The sequence below is a fragment of the Micrococcus sp. FDAARGOS_333 genome, from assembly GCF_002206575.2.
In the GTDB taxonomy this organism is placed as follows: Bacteria; Actinomycetota; Actinomycetes; order Actinomycetales; family Micrococcaceae; genus Micrococcus; species Micrococcus lylae.
In genome coordinates this window covers 1,090,643-1,103,216 of record NZ_NJFJ02000001.1, presented here as the reverse complement: position 1 = coordinate 1,103,216, position 12,574 = coordinate 1,090,643, and the positions used below count along the sequence as shown (strand labels likewise).

Sequence of the window (12,574 nt, the reverse complement as noted above, 5' to 3'; positions counted from 1 at the left end):
AGGAGGCGTGATGGGATGGGCCCATGAGCGAGATCCCCACGCCCGCCGTCGATCCCGGCCTGCTCGCCGAGGTCCGCGAGCTCGTCGCCGCGGCCCGGCGCCCTGTGGTCCTGTCCGGCGCGGGCATGTCCGCCGAGTCCGGCATCCCCACGTTCCGTGATGCCCAGACCGGCCTGTGGGAGCGCTTCTCCGCCGAGCAGCTCGCCACCGAGGAGGCGTTCCTCGCCGACCCGAAGCTGGTGTGGTCCTGGTACCGCTGGCGGGCTCGCATGGTCCGCGCACGGCAGCCCAACCCGGGGCACGAGGCGGTCGCCCGCTGGCAGCAGCGCCTGGACTCCGTTCCCGACGACGGCAGCTCACCCGAGGCCGGCGGCGCACCGGGCCTGGTGGTCGCCACCCAGAACGTGGATGACCTGCACGAGCGGGCCGGAACCCGTGTGCTGTCCCATCTGCACGGCTCCCTGTTCGAGTTCCGCTGCGTGCTCTGCAGCACCCCGGCGGACGTGGACCTCGGCGAGCTGGACCAGGGCGTGGAGGCCGGTTCGGAGGAGGACCTGGAGGCGCAGCGGCTGCACACTCCCCCGCGCTGCGAAGTCTGCGGCGAGGGCCGACTGCGTCCGGGCATCGTGTGGTTCGGCGAGATGCTTCCGCCGGCGGCCTGGGACCGTGCCTACGACGCCCTCGAGCGCTGCGACCTCTGCGTGGTGGTCGGCACCAGCGGCCTGGTGCAGCCGGCGGCGTCCCTGCCCCTGGTCGCGCTCGGAGCCGGGGCGCCCGTCGTGGAGGTCAACCCGGACCAGACCGAGCTGACGGACGCGGTGACCCACGTCCTGCGCGGCACCGCCGGTCAGGTGCTCCCGGCCCTGGTCGACTGAAGGTCAGGAAGGTGAGGGGCCAGGAAGGGGCAGATCCAGGAAAGTGAGGGGCCAACACGGCGTTGAGATTGCATCTCAACACCGTGTTGTATCCCCAAGACGTCAAGGGGTGGGGCTCAGATCCAGACGCGGGTGAAGCTCTTGCCCTGCACCAGGGTGTGGTGCCACTCGAGCGCGGTGGAGTCGGTCAGGGACGCCACCTGGTCGATCACCACGCGTCGCTGGGCGTCGTCGTCGGGGGCCTGTTCCCAGTCGAACGCGAACATCGGCTCGAGGAACTGCTCACCCGTGCTCCACAGCAGGTCCACCAGCTCGGTGAGGACCTCCCGCTGCTTCGCATAGAGCGGCTGCCGCTGCTCGGAGGTCATCACGTAGGCCGCGGCGATTCCCTTCATCGCCGCGATCTCGATCTGTGTCTCCGCCGGGACCACCACGTCAGCGTTGTGGCGGGTGAGCGGCTCGTTGCCGAACACCTCCCGCGTCGCGTCGAAGGCGGCCGTGCAGAAGCGTCCGATCAGCTGGCTGGTCATGTCCTTCATCGCCGCCAGGGCCCGGCGGGAGCCGTCGAACTGCGACACCCACTGGTCGGTCGCCTCGAGCCGGTCCAGCGCCGCCTCGATCTCGGCCGGGTCCGTGGTCGGAAGGTACCACCCGCGGGTGGTCTCCACCACACGCTGCCGGTGCTCGCCGCGCGCGAGCCACCGCAGCTGGAAGGCATTGTTGACCACGCCGTCCTCCACGTCGTGCACCGAGTAGGAGATGTCGTCCGCCAGGTCCATGACCTGCGCCTCCATGGACTTCCGGGTGCCGTGCACGCCGTGGCGGAACCATTCGAACACCGGCAGGTCGTCCTCATAGACCCCGAACTTCGTGGACCGCTTGCCGTCGGGCTTCAGCGGGGCGTCCTCACGCCGCCACGGGTACTTGCAGGCCGCGTCCAGACTGGCCCGGGTCAGGTTCAGCCCCGCGGACGTGCCGTCCTCGAAGGACTTCTTCTGCTCCAGCCGCGCCAACAGGCGCAGGGTCTGGGCGTTGCCCTCGAAGCCGCCGCAGTCCTCAGCGACGGCGTCCAGCGCCTTCTCCCCGTTATGCCCGAACGGCGGGTGGCCCAGATCGTGGGACAGGCAGGCGGTGTCCACCACGTCCGGGTCGCAGCCCAGCGACCGGCCGAGCTCGCGGCCGATCTGCGCCACCTCCAGCGAGTGGGTCAGGCGGGTGCGGGCGAAGTCGTCCGCGTCCGGGGCCACCACCTGGGTCTTCGCTCCCAGGCGGCGCAGCGCCGAGGAGTGCAGCACACGCGCCCGGTCCCGCTCGAAGTCGGAGCGGTAGGTGCTCTTCGACGGCTCCGGCAGCCAACGGGTGCGGTCCCAGCCGGTGTAGCCGGGCGTCTGAACGGCATGACCCGCATACGGCGGCCGGCCCTCGGGGCCGAACAGCACCGGCTGGGAGGTGAGGGTCGGCTGGTGGGCGCGGGAGACCGTCGTCGTCTCCTTCGTCGTTCCCGACGGCGGCACGTCGCCTCCGACTGTCCGCTCAGCCACCGGACACGTCCAGTTCGGCGGCGGCGATCATGGCCTTCTGCTCGGCGTTGAGGTCGCGAGAGTCGAGCCAGCCGTCCGGCAGGTGGGGGCGCTTGGGGGCACCGGCGCGACCCCGGGGGCCCTCGGCGTCCGGGCCCGGGTACGGGATGTCCCGGTCGATGCCGTCGAGGAGCTGACGCAGGGTCGCCAGGTCCGGAACGGTGGACAGCGCGGTGCGGATCTGCGAGCCGACGGGGTAGCCCTTGAAGTACCAGGCCACGTGCTTGCGGATGTCCCGCAGTGCCTTGACCTCGTCGCCGCCGAAGGTGTCCACCAGCAGCTCGGCGTGCCGGTACAGGGTGTCCGCCACCATGCCGAGGTTCGGGCGGAAGCGCTCCGACTTGCCCTCGAACGCGTTCTGCAGGTCCCCGAACAGCCAGGGGCGGCCCTGACAGCCGCGGCCGATGACCACGCCGTCCACACCCGTCTGCTCCACCATGGCGATGGCGTCCTCGGCGGACCAGATGTCCCCGTTGCCGAGCACCGGGATGTCCGGCAGGGCCTCGCGCAGGCGGGCGATGTCCTCCCACACGGCGGTGCCGGAGTAGAACTGGCGGGTGGTGCGTCCGTGCAGGGCCACGGCGGCCACGCCGAGGTCACGGGCGGCTCGCCCGGCGTCCAGGTAGGTGAGGTGGTCCTCGTCGATGCCGCGGCGCATCTTCACGGTCACCGGGATGTCCTTCTTGGACGCCTCGGTGACGGCCGCCTTGACGATCGAGGCGAACAGCTCCGACTTCCACGGCAGGGCCGAGCCGCCGCCGCGGCGGGTCACCTTGGGCACCGGGCAGCCGAAGTTCAGGTCGAGGTGGTCGCAGCGGTCCTCCTCCACCAGCATGCGCACGGCGCCGGCGGTTGTCACCGGGTCCACGGAGTACAGCTGCACGGAGCGCGGGACCTCGTCCGGGTCGTGCCGGATGATGCGCATGGACTCCGGCTTGCGTTCCACCAGGGCGCGCGCGGTCACCATCTCGTTCACGTAGAGGCCTCCGCCGTACTCGCGGCAGAGACGGCGGAAGGCGGTGTTGGTGATGCCGGCCATGGGCGCGAGCACCACGGGCACGTCCACGGTGATCGGGCCGAGCGTCAGCGGCGGCAGGGTGAGCCGATCCGCGGTGGGACCGGCGTGGGTGCCCTTGTGGAGCTGGTCGTCGTCCGCGATGCGGCGGCCGGCGCCGGCGGACTTCGCGTAGAGCGCGGCGTTCGGGTCCACGCCGGGCGCGTCCACGGCGGGTGCGGAGGTGGTCTGGGAGGCTGCAGTCATATCGCCGCCCATTGTCCCAGACGAGCGCGGCGTCCCAGACGAGCGCGGCGGGCAGGGCGGCAGCGGGCCGTCGTCGGGAATGGAAGACCCCACCCCGGTGTTTGCTTCAAACATGAACAACAAGCGACTGGGCTTCCTCTCCTTCGGACACTGGCACCGCGACTCCGCCGGCAGGCCGGACGCGGCCGCGGCACTGCAGGACACGGTGCAGATGGCCGTGGACGCGGAGGCGGCCGGGCTGGACGACGCCTGGATCCGCGTTCACCACTTCCAGCGGATGATCTCCTCCCCCTTCCCGCTGCTGGCCGCCATGGCCGCGCGGACCGAGCGGATCCACCTGGGCACCGGCGTGATCGACCTGCGCTAGCGCATGTCGGGCTTGTGGCGTTGGTGCGACCGGCTCTGCCGTTTACAGGTACCGGCAGACCTGGTCCGCGCTGCACGAGTCGGGGTCGGGCTGCGCGGCGAGCTGGGCGATCTGCTGCTCGATCTCGGCGAGGCGTGCGTCGAGGAGGTCGCGCACGTGCTCGCAGGGAGCAGCGCCGTCGTCGCGGATGTCGAGGATCTGGCGGATCTGGGCGAGGGTGAGGCCCGCGGCCTGGCCGCGGTGGACGAAGTCGATCCGGGCGGCCGTCTCGGGCGCGTAGTCGCGGTATCCGGACGGCGTGCGCTCGGCCGGCGGCAGCAGGCCCTGCTCCTCGTAGAACCGCAGCGTCTTCGCCGTCGTTCCCGCCCGCTCGGCGAGTTCCCCGATGCGCATCGCAGGCCCCCTCTTCTTTCGGCAGAAGTCCTCTTGACCTTCCCCTGCACTGGAAGGTCCAGTATGGCTAAGACAGACCGGAAGACCAAGTGTTGACAGGAGCTGCGATGCCCACGAAGTACGACCTCGCCATCATCGGATCGGGCGGTGGTGCGTTCGCCGCCGCGATCCGCGCGACCACGCTCGGCAAGTCGGTGGTGATGATCGAGCGCGGGACGCTGGGCGGCACCTGCGTGAACACCGGCTGCGTGCCGTCGAAGGCCCTGATCGCCGCGGCCGACGCACGGCACTCCGCGGCCGACGCCGCCGACCGGTTCCCGGGGATCGCGACGACGGCGGGGCCGGTGGACATGCCCGCCCTGATCGCCGGGAAGCAGGCGCTGGTCGAGTCGCTGCGGGGCGAGAAGTACGCCGACGTCGCCGACTCCTACGGGTGGGCCGTCCGCCGCGGCGACGCCGCGTTCGCCGGCACCCCCGACGCTCCGGTCCTCCAGGTCGCCGGGGACGACGGCAGCACCGAGACGATCGAGGCCGGGCACTTCCTGGTGGCGACCGGCTCTCGGCCGTGGGCCCCGCCGATCGACGGCCTGGACGAGACCGGGTACCTGACCTCGACCACGGCGATGGAGCTGACCGAACTCCCTGAGTCCCTGCTCGTGCTCGGCGGCGGCTACGTCGCCCTGGAGCAGGCGCAGCTGTTCGCCCGGCTCGGCTCCCAGGTCACCGTGCTGGTCCGGTCCCGGCTCGCGTCGAAGGAGGAGCCGGAGGTGTCCAGGACGCTGGAGGAGGTGTTCGCCGACGAGGGCATCCGGGTGGTCCGCCGCGCGCTGCCGACGCGGGTGTCCCGCGACGCCGCGACCGGGCAGGCCGTCGTCACCGCGGACGTCGCCGGGGGGCGGGAGGAGTTCCGCGCCGACCAGGTGCTCGTCGCCCTCGGACGACGACCGGTCACCGACGGGCTCGGCCTCGACAGGGTCGGGGTCGAGACCGGGGAGCTCGGCGAGGTGGTCGTCTCCGACCGGATGCAGTCCTCCCACCCGCGGATCTGGGCCGCGGGCGACGTGACCGGCCACCCCGAGTTCGTCTACGTCGCCGCCCACCACGGCACCCTCGTCGCCGAGAACGCGTTCGCCGACGCCGACCGGGCCGTGGACTACGCCCGACTGCCGAGGGTGACGTTCACCGGCCCGGCGATCGGCGCGGTCGGGATGACCGAGAAGGACGTCGTCGCCGCCGGGATCCGCTGCGACTGCCGCGTCCTGCCGCTGCACCACGTGCCCCGCGCACTGGTCAACCGCGACACCCGCGGCTTCGTCAAGATCGTCGTGGACGCCGACACCGGGAAGATTCTCGGCATCACCGCCGTCGCCAAGGACGCCGGCGAGCTCGCCGCCGCCGGGGTCCACGTGCTCGGCAAGACGGTCGCCGAGGTCGCCGACGCCTGGGCCCCCTACCTGACCATGGCCGAGGGCATCCGGATCGCCGCCAAGGCCTTCACCACCGATCCGTCGCTCCTGTCGTGCTGCGCGTGAACGCGCACGCAGACAATCGGGGGGAACGCTCAGCTGGGAGAGGAACAGACGATGAGCGGCGATAAGGACCACGACTCGCATCGCGCGGGCGTGCTTGTCGGTGCTGGGACGGGCTTGCTCCTGTTGGCATGCTGCGCGCTTCCGCTGCTGATCTGCTGCGGCCTGCCTCTCCTCGCCGCGGGCGGAGCCCTCGCAGGTATCGGAGGTTTCCTCGGCAACCCTTGGCTCATCGGTGCCGGGATCGCAGTCGGGGTGGCCGTCACAGCGGCGATCGTCCTCCGGCGACTGCGGCGGCACCGACGTCGCTCGACCGGCTGCTGCGGCAATCGTTCGACTACTGACCGGGGTCAGTAGTTCGAGTGGCTCCAGTCATCGTCGCCAGTTCGGCCACGTCGGCATCCCGCGACCCTTCCAGGTCTCCACGAGGCCAGCAACCCAGCGGACGGACGCGAAGACCCCGTAGCCGGCCGCCGCGAGGCCCGCGGCGATCACGAGCCAGCGCCCGATCCCGAGCCACACGCTACCGTCCACGTCCAGCGCCCACTGAGCGCCTGTGATGAGCCCAGCGATGCCCATCCAGAGCCCGGCGACGACCACCACCACCGGCAGGAGTGCGAGGCACATCGCGGCGGCGGCCGACCAGAGCTGACGGGCCTCCAGCTTCGCCGTGGCAGCGATGATCCGCTCGGCGCGCTCGTTCGATGCGTCGAGGTTTGCCGCGATCGTGGCAGACGCCTCCCCGGCGACCTGTTCGACGGCCTTCACGACTCGCTCCTCGGTGCGCTTTTCGATCCGCTGCACCGCGCCGCCGACCTGGCTGACGAGCTTCTGGTTCGCCGCGGCCTGCGCCTTGAGCCCCTCAATCGCCGATGCCGTAGCCGCGTGATTCCTCTGCGCCTCCGCGACCAAGCTCTGCGACGCGGCGTTCAAGCTCTCGCCGTTGAGACTCTGCGCGAACTCGCCGAGCGTGCTCGCGATCTCGTTCAGCCTGCTCTCGATACTCGCGATCCTCGCGGACGCGTCGCTGGAGGGCGAGGAGGTCGACGCCGAGGCCGTGATCCGCTCCAGCCGCCTCGTCGTCTCCTCGTCCATGACCTTCACGAACCCTGCGAGCTTCTTCTGCTGCTCGGCCAGACGGTCGAGCCTCGCGTTCTGCGCCTCGACGGCGGCGAGGATCGAGGTCAACGCCTCCATCGTCTCCGGACTGTCGAGCTGCTGCTGCGATCCGCTCTGCGCGTTCTGCTGCTTCAGCCTGTCGAGCGCTGCGCTCATGTTCCTGCTCCTCCTGCTGCTGGTGATAGTCGAAGAACGCCTGCGCGCCCTCCGGGGTGAAGTCCGCCGAGAGTGCGCTCGCGCGCTTGCGGCGCTCGGCGCGTCCGGACTCGCCGCGGCGGTCCTCGATGTAGAGCGTCCAGGTCTCCTGCCCGGCGCGCTTGCCCTTCTTGCTGACGGGGCTGTGCAACCGCATCCGCGGCACCCGCTCCCCGTCATCGCCGAGCTGCTGGTTCTGCTCCTCGATCACCGCTTCGAGACCGGCCTTGTCCACCGCACGGGGATCAGCCAGGGCGGCGCTCATCCGGTCGCCCATCTCGCGGTCGAGCCCGCCCTCGGCGAAGTCCTCGCGGCGCAGCTCCCAGTCCTTCGGCGCGTGCTCCAGACGCTTCACGACCGAGAGACCGTGCTCGCGCATGAGCTCGTCGTTCGCTGACTGAACGCCCCGCTGGTTCCCGGCCTTGCGGTCGTGGAACGTGCGATAGTCCGAGAGCGCCTTCCCCGTCCGATTGCTGTGGTTGATGACCAAGATGTGGTTGTGCGGCTTCTTCCCGCGTCCGTCCACATGGCTCACCACGAGGCAGTCCGCGTTGGGGTGCATCTTCTTCGCGAGCTGGTAACCCAGATCGTTCACCCGCTGCACGTCCTCAGGATTCTTTGGGTCGAACTCGTCGTCGCTGAACGACTGCCTGTAGTGCAGCGCCTCGACGTCACGCTTCGTGTTCTGGGTGAGCGCGCGGGCGCGCGCCGAGAACGCGCCGGGGCCTCCCGGCACGTCGCCCGTGATCGCGACGCCGCGCTCGTCCTCCTTGCCCCTGATGTAGCGCTCGGTGTCGGCGGCGTTGGCGCTCGGACTGTAATGCGTCGTGCTCATGAGGCCGCCCGATCCCCGAGCAGCGCGCGGACCTCGTGCAGCAGCTCGATCAGCTCGGGCACCTCCGCCGACAGCGCCACCGGCTCACCCGCGCGAGCACGGCGGTCCAGGTCGTTGACGTTGATCGCGAGCGGGCGCACCTGGGCGGCCAGCTCCCGAGCATCAGCAGACGCCTGCACGCGCTCCTCGACCCCGAGCAGCTGCGCGGCCACGGCGGCATCCAGCTCCTCGCTCCGAGAGGCGTGCAGGGCATCGCGCACGACGGTCCGCACCCACGTGCTCGGAGCCAGCCCGAGCCGCTTCGCACGAGTGCGAAGCGCCGCGAGCGTGGCGTCATCGAAGCGGGTGTCGAGCCTCCCGCCGCCCCCACGACGACGCTTCGCGCCGCCGTGACTCTGGCGCACAGCCTCCGCATCAGCCCGACCGGTGTTCACCTGGGAGTCGGTCTGCTGCTCCACCTGTACGCCAGAGTGGCAAGCAGTAGCCGTGTCGGACGTTTCGCTGGCGCTCATGTCCTCCCCGGCTGCTTGCGAGGGGCCTCCGGCCCCCTCGACCCCCTGGAAGAGCGCATCGCGTTCGGTGCTCATGCGGCACCTCCGATCAGCGCCAGCGGCACGTCAGGGCTCCGCACCGCGAGCCCACCCAGCAGCTCAGCAACCGCGCCCTCCGCATCATGTTCGGCCGAGGTCTCCGGGCCGTAGGTCAGTTCCCGCGACCCGACGTTCTGGTGGTACGCGTTGCCGTACATACCGGGCGTGTGCGCGGCGGTCGGAACGCTGCACTGGTGCCACTCGTAGGGCTCGATCTTCCCGATGTGCTGCACGAGGTAACGATTGATGTCGTCGGCACGATAGACCTTCACGACCGAGGCCAGCCGGCGGATGAACTGGTCCAGCGCCTCGTCCACGTTGCCCTTCTGGCGGGCGTAGTAGAAGAACTCGACGGGCTCGATCGTCGCCGTGATGACGATGAGGCGCGGGGCGACCTCGCCCTTGTTCTTGTAGCGGGCCTTCGCAGGCGAGGCGTTGTACGGATCGAGCAGCAGCAGCCAGTCGTTCGCATCCATCGCCGAGGCCCGCAGATCGTCCAGCAGCAGCACTTCCTCGCCCCGCCAGTCATCAAGCGGGTTCCCCGTCGCGGCCCGGTAGACCTGCCACCGCTCGCCGTGCGCGTTCGCCGCGTTGATCGCCTCGGTAATGAAGTCCGTGGCGAACCGGGTCTTGCCGATCCCGGCATCCCCATGGACGAACACCACGTGCGTCGAGAACTCACCGGCGCGCAGCTTCGCCGCCGCCCGGTATGCGCGACGCTGGCCGTAGGCCGACAGCGCGTCGTCGATCTCCCGCTGATGCCGCGAGTAGATATCGAACAGCTCGTCCGTGAGCATGATCTGATCCCGCGTGATCTCACCTTGGAGAACGCGCTCCCGCATGTCCTCGAAGTTCTCGGCGACGATCTTCTTCTTCACGTGGGCGCGGCCCTTCAGCCACGTCTCCCGGCGCTGGGCGTCGATCCCGAGGTAGTCAGGCCCACGCACCGTGGCGACCTCCGAAGGCGCGTACTGGTGCTTGTCCGCGTACTTCACGTGCGTCAGATACGACAGCATGTTGTCGAAGGCGTACCGCCCGCGGCCAGGCTTCTCGACGTACTGGGGCTCGACGCCGATGCCGAACGCGAGCCGATCCAGCGGCGCACTCTTCGCACGGCTGGCGAACTTGATCACGGCGTGCAGGTGCTCGGGCTTCGGTTCGACCACCAGGGCCTTCTCCGTGTCGCTCCAGACCTCGCGCTCGTCCTTGTCGTGCACGATGCCGTAGGCCTCGACGACCTCGCAGCCGGTGGCCTCGAGCCGCTGCACCACGTAGGCGAGGATCGCCTCGGCACCCTGCTGGAGCAGCGCGGCCCCGTTCGGGTCCTCGGCAGCCCAGGCCCAGTACGACGGATCGAGGTACTGCGTGAGCCCGATGCTCGTCGGGTTGTTTTCCTGCTTAGCCACGGCGACCACCCCCGCCGCGGACGGCGCGGCGGGCCTCAGAGGGAGTGCGGCGCCTAAATGACCCCCAAATGAGACCCCATATGATCCCGCGGGACCACGCGACGGAGCGAGGGCGGAACAGTCCGCTGACCAGGCACGTTGTTGCAAGGCGCGGCAATCGACAAGCCCTTGCCGCGCCCGTAGGAACGAATGAGGGTCTCGTAACTCTTGGAGTGCGAAGCACGGCTACGGGCAGTCATCACGACGACGGGCAGCCCGCCTTCGGCGGGTGCCAGGCCAGGCCCTCCGGGCGGGGTCAGGTTGGTGGGAGCGGTGCTGAGGTTGCGTGCGTCGGCGTACATCAGCGACCACCGCCCCGGCCGTAGCGCTTGATGACAGCCTGATGCGTGACGCCGAGGGCGTCGCCGATCCTGGCCCAGGTCACCCCATCGGCTCGGGCGTCGGCGACGGCGATCTCGACGGCCTCCTCCAGCACAGAGCGGAGCACGCCGAGGTCGTAGAGCTGGGCCTCGGCGTCGGCGAGGGACGGGTCGCCCTGACGCCAGCGGAAGCCGGTCAAGTGATCGAAGGCGGCGGAGTTCGCGCTCATCAGCGACCACCGCCCATCACAGAGGCAACGGCGGCGCGCTGGCGCGGGGTCAGCGGAGTGAGTGCCAGGCGCTCACCGGCTCGGCGGCCAGCGGCGCGGGCGGCGGCGATGACGGGATCGTGGCCGTCTGCCTGCGGAGAAGGAGTGGAACCCTGATCGAGGCCAGGGCGGACGAGCGCGGATGCGCGGGGAACGCCGATAACGACAGACATCGGAAGTCCTCAGACATGAGTATCTTCCGGTTCCCCGCCACGGTAATTGGGCTGTTTGACCGGCTACTCATCCGGGAGCAGAACCCCGCGCTTCTAAGTCGCGGCCCCGGTGGGATCTTCTTGTCTGCAACCATTCTCCCATGACTCGACTCACCAGTGCAATGACGAGTCGAGTCATGAGTCAGTCGCGTCTCGGCTCGATCCGCACGAGATCGGGGTCGAACTTCACGTGACCCGGCATGATGGGCTCGATGGTCACGGTCACCAGCTCGTCCACGAGCATCCGGCGACGGTCCATGTCCAACGCCTTCCACTTCGACTCGACAACCTCGCGGCGCTCCGTGGTGCCGACCGGCTCATCCACCTCCGCCAGCAGCTTCGCCGCCACCGACACCGAGCGGTCGAGCAGCTCCGCGTCGATCTCGTCGATGCGAGCCTTCACGTCGTTGATCGCCGCCGTGATCTCCAGGACCGGCTGATGGATGTCGCGCAGCAGCGGGCTCAGCTCCTTCACCCGCTCTACCAGGGCGTTCCGTTCGGTCAGCAGTTCCTCGCGATCCGGCCCGGCGGCTTCCTGCGGCATCACGAGGTCGTGCACGTCCACGGACGACAGGCGCGTGAGCACCGCCTCGGTGACCATCGCATCGACGGGCTCGCGCTGGCGGGTGAGGTGGAACTGCTCGCCACAGCGGTACGTCGGCTGCTTGCGGCTGTTCGTCCCCGAGACGAGCGTCGCGCCGCACTTCCCGCAGAGGCCGATCGTGGACAGGAGGTACTTCGGCTGATTGCCCTGCCTCGCCGACCTCCGCACGTTGTCCTCCAGCTTCGCCACCGCGGCCCGCCACGTCTGCTCGCCGACGATGGGCGGGAACGCCTCGCCCTGCACAGGGTACAGCTCGCCGGTCTTGTAGTGGCGGATGAAGCCAGCGTAGAGCGAGTTCGCCAGCAGATACCGCACAGCATCGACGGAGAACTCCGACCCGCGGGCGGTGAGGTGGCCAGCGCTGTTCAAGTCCTCCCGGATGCGACGGATCGACAGCGACGGCTCACCGAGGAACGCATCGAAGGCCCGCCGAACTGCGGCGGCCTCCTCCTCGATCAGCTCGCCCTCCCTCGTCCAACCGAACGCCTTCCAGGTGGACGCCGGGATGCCTTCGGCGCGGCGGCGCTCGTTCGACCTGATCTGCCGCTCCGCCTTGCGTCGAGCCTCGAACCGGGCGAGAGCGGCGAGCATCGTCGCTCGGAACTCTCCGTCGGCCGTCGAGAGGTCGATCTCGCCGTCCACTGTGACGACGCGCAGGCCGAGGTCGATCAGCGTGTTGAGGTCCTTCGTGCTCCGCAGCAGTCGGTCCATGTCCACGGCGACGACCATCGAGAATCGACCTGCTCGGGCGTCGTCCAACATCTCGGCCCAGCGGGTGCCAGCTCGACGCTTCTTCGTCGCCGACACCGCGTTGTCCTCGTAGACCTCGACCACGTTCCAGTCCTTGGCCTCGGCCAATGCCCTGATCTTCCTCAGTTGTGTATCGACCGTCCACCGGTCGCCCTTGCGATCCATCGAAGCGCGGACGTACGCGGCGACCTCGTTCGTCTTCCTCAGCGATACCAGTTCAACCATACAAC

General features: G+C 69.7%; 13 protein-coding genes. 3 read left to right on the top strand and 10 right to left on the bottom strand.

Annotated features, from left to right (window positions below):
* Positions 1 to 23 precede the first annotated feature (23 nt).
* On the top strand, positions 24 to 875 hold the full coding sequence (locus tag CEQ11_RS04920) for an NAD-dependent deacylase (protein ID WP_067192102.1): 852 nt from the start codon (positions 24 to 26) through the stop codon (positions 873 to 875).
* Between the two features lie 116 nt (positions 876 to 991).
* Here CEQ11_RS04920 and CEQ11_RS04915 read toward each other — a convergent pair whose 3' ends face one another.
* Positions 992 to 2,311, bottom strand: a complete 1,320-nt coding sequence (locus CEQ11_RS04915; protein WP_227718893.1) for a deoxyguanosinetriphosphate triphosphohydrolase — start codon at positions 2,309 to 2,311, stop codon at positions 992 to 994.
* Positions 2,312 to 2,408: 97 nt separating this feature from the next.
* The gene (gene dusB / locus CEQ11_RS04910) at positions 2,409 to 3,716 is read right to left on the bottom strand and encodes a tRNA dihydrouridine synthase DusB (RefSeq protein ID WP_088477939.1); all 1,308 of its coding nucleotides are present in this window, start codon (positions 3,714 to 3,716) and stop codon (positions 2,409 to 2,411) included.
* 112 nt (positions 3,717 to 3,828) lie between these two features.
* Here dusB and CEQ11_RS04905 point away from each other — a divergent pair, with 112 nt between their 5' ends.
* Positions 3,829 to 4,083 carry an LLM class flavin-dependent oxidoreductase gene (locus CEQ11_RS04905; RefSeq protein WP_088477938.1) on the top strand — a complete coding sequence of 85 codons (255 nt, stop codon included), beginning with the start codon at positions 3,829 to 3,831 and terminating at the stop codon, positions 4,081 to 4,083.
* Between the two features lie 42 nt (positions 4,084 to 4,125).
* On the opposite strand, the gene CEQ11_RS04900 is transcribed toward CEQ11_RS04905, so the two are convergent.
* Entirely contained in the window at positions 4,126 to 4,476 is a 351-nt protein-coding gene (locus CEQ11_RS04900; RefSeq protein ID WP_088477937.1) for a heavy metal-responsive transcriptional regulator, read from the bottom strand.
* Positions 4,477 to 4,583: 107 nt separating this feature from the next.
* On the opposite strand from CEQ11_RS04900, the gene merA reads away from it, so the two are divergent.
* Positions 4,584 to 6,008, top strand: coding sequence for a mercury(II) reductase (gene merA / locus CEQ11_RS04895; protein ID WP_102957488.1), 1,425 nt, complete (start codon positions 4,584 to 4,586; stop codon positions 6,006 to 6,008).
* A gap of 369 nt (positions 6,009 to 6,377) precedes the next feature.
* On the opposite strand, the gene CEQ11_RS04885 is transcribed toward merA, so the two are convergent.
* The 7 genes from CEQ11_RS04885 to CEQ11_RS04850 all read right to left on the bottom strand — a co-directional run bounded on the left by CEQ11_RS04885 (position 6,378) and on the right by CEQ11_RS04850 (position 12,569).
* Entirely contained in the window at positions 6,378 to 6,917 is a 540-nt protein-coding gene (locus tag CEQ11_RS04885; RefSeq protein ID WP_080555874.1) for a hypothetical protein, read from the bottom strand.
* Complete coding sequence (locus CEQ11_RS04880) at positions 6,868 to 8,154, bottom strand: relaxase/mobilization nuclease domain-containing protein (RefSeq protein ID WP_088477936.1); 1,287 nt, start codon at positions 8,152 to 8,154, stop codon at positions 6,868 to 6,870. The genes CEQ11_RS04885 and CEQ11_RS04880 overlap by 50 nt, the downstream gene beginning before the upstream one ends.
* Positions 8,151 to 8,741 (bottom strand): hypothetical protein, encoded by a 591-nt coding sequence (locus CEQ11_RS04875; RefSeq protein ID WP_010079211.1) that lies wholly within the window; start codon positions 8,739 to 8,741, stop codon positions 8,151 to 8,153. Before CEQ11_RS04875 ends, CEQ11_RS04880 begins: the two co-directional genes overlap by 4 nt.
* Positions 8,738 to 10,159 carry a Rep family protein gene (locus CEQ11_RS04870; protein WP_088477935.1) on the bottom strand — a complete coding sequence of 474 codons (1,422 nt, stop codon included), beginning with the start codon at positions 10,157 to 10,159 and terminating at the stop codon, positions 8,738 to 8,740. Before CEQ11_RS04870 ends, CEQ11_RS04875 begins: the two co-directional genes overlap by 4 nt.
* Positions 10,160 to 10,490: 331 nt before the next feature.
* On the bottom strand, positions 10,491 to 10,739 hold the full coding sequence (locus CEQ11_RS04860) for a hypothetical protein (protein WP_007321353.1): 249 nt from the start codon (positions 10,737 to 10,739) through the stop codon (positions 10,491 to 10,493).
* Positions 10,739 to 10,951, bottom strand: coding sequence for a hypothetical protein (locus tag CEQ11_RS13440; RefSeq protein ID WP_088477934.1), 213 nt, complete (start codon positions 10,949 to 10,951; stop codon positions 10,739 to 10,741). The genes CEQ11_RS04860 and CEQ11_RS13440 overlap by 1 nt, the downstream gene beginning before the upstream one ends.
* Before the next feature lie 181 nt (positions 10,952 to 11,132).
* Complete coding sequence (locus CEQ11_RS04850) at positions 11,133 to 12,569, bottom strand: recombinase family protein (RefSeq protein ID WP_088477933.1); 1,437 nt, start codon at positions 12,567 to 12,569, stop codon at positions 11,133 to 11,135.
* Between the last annotated feature and the right edge of the window lie 5 nt (positions 12,570 to 12,574).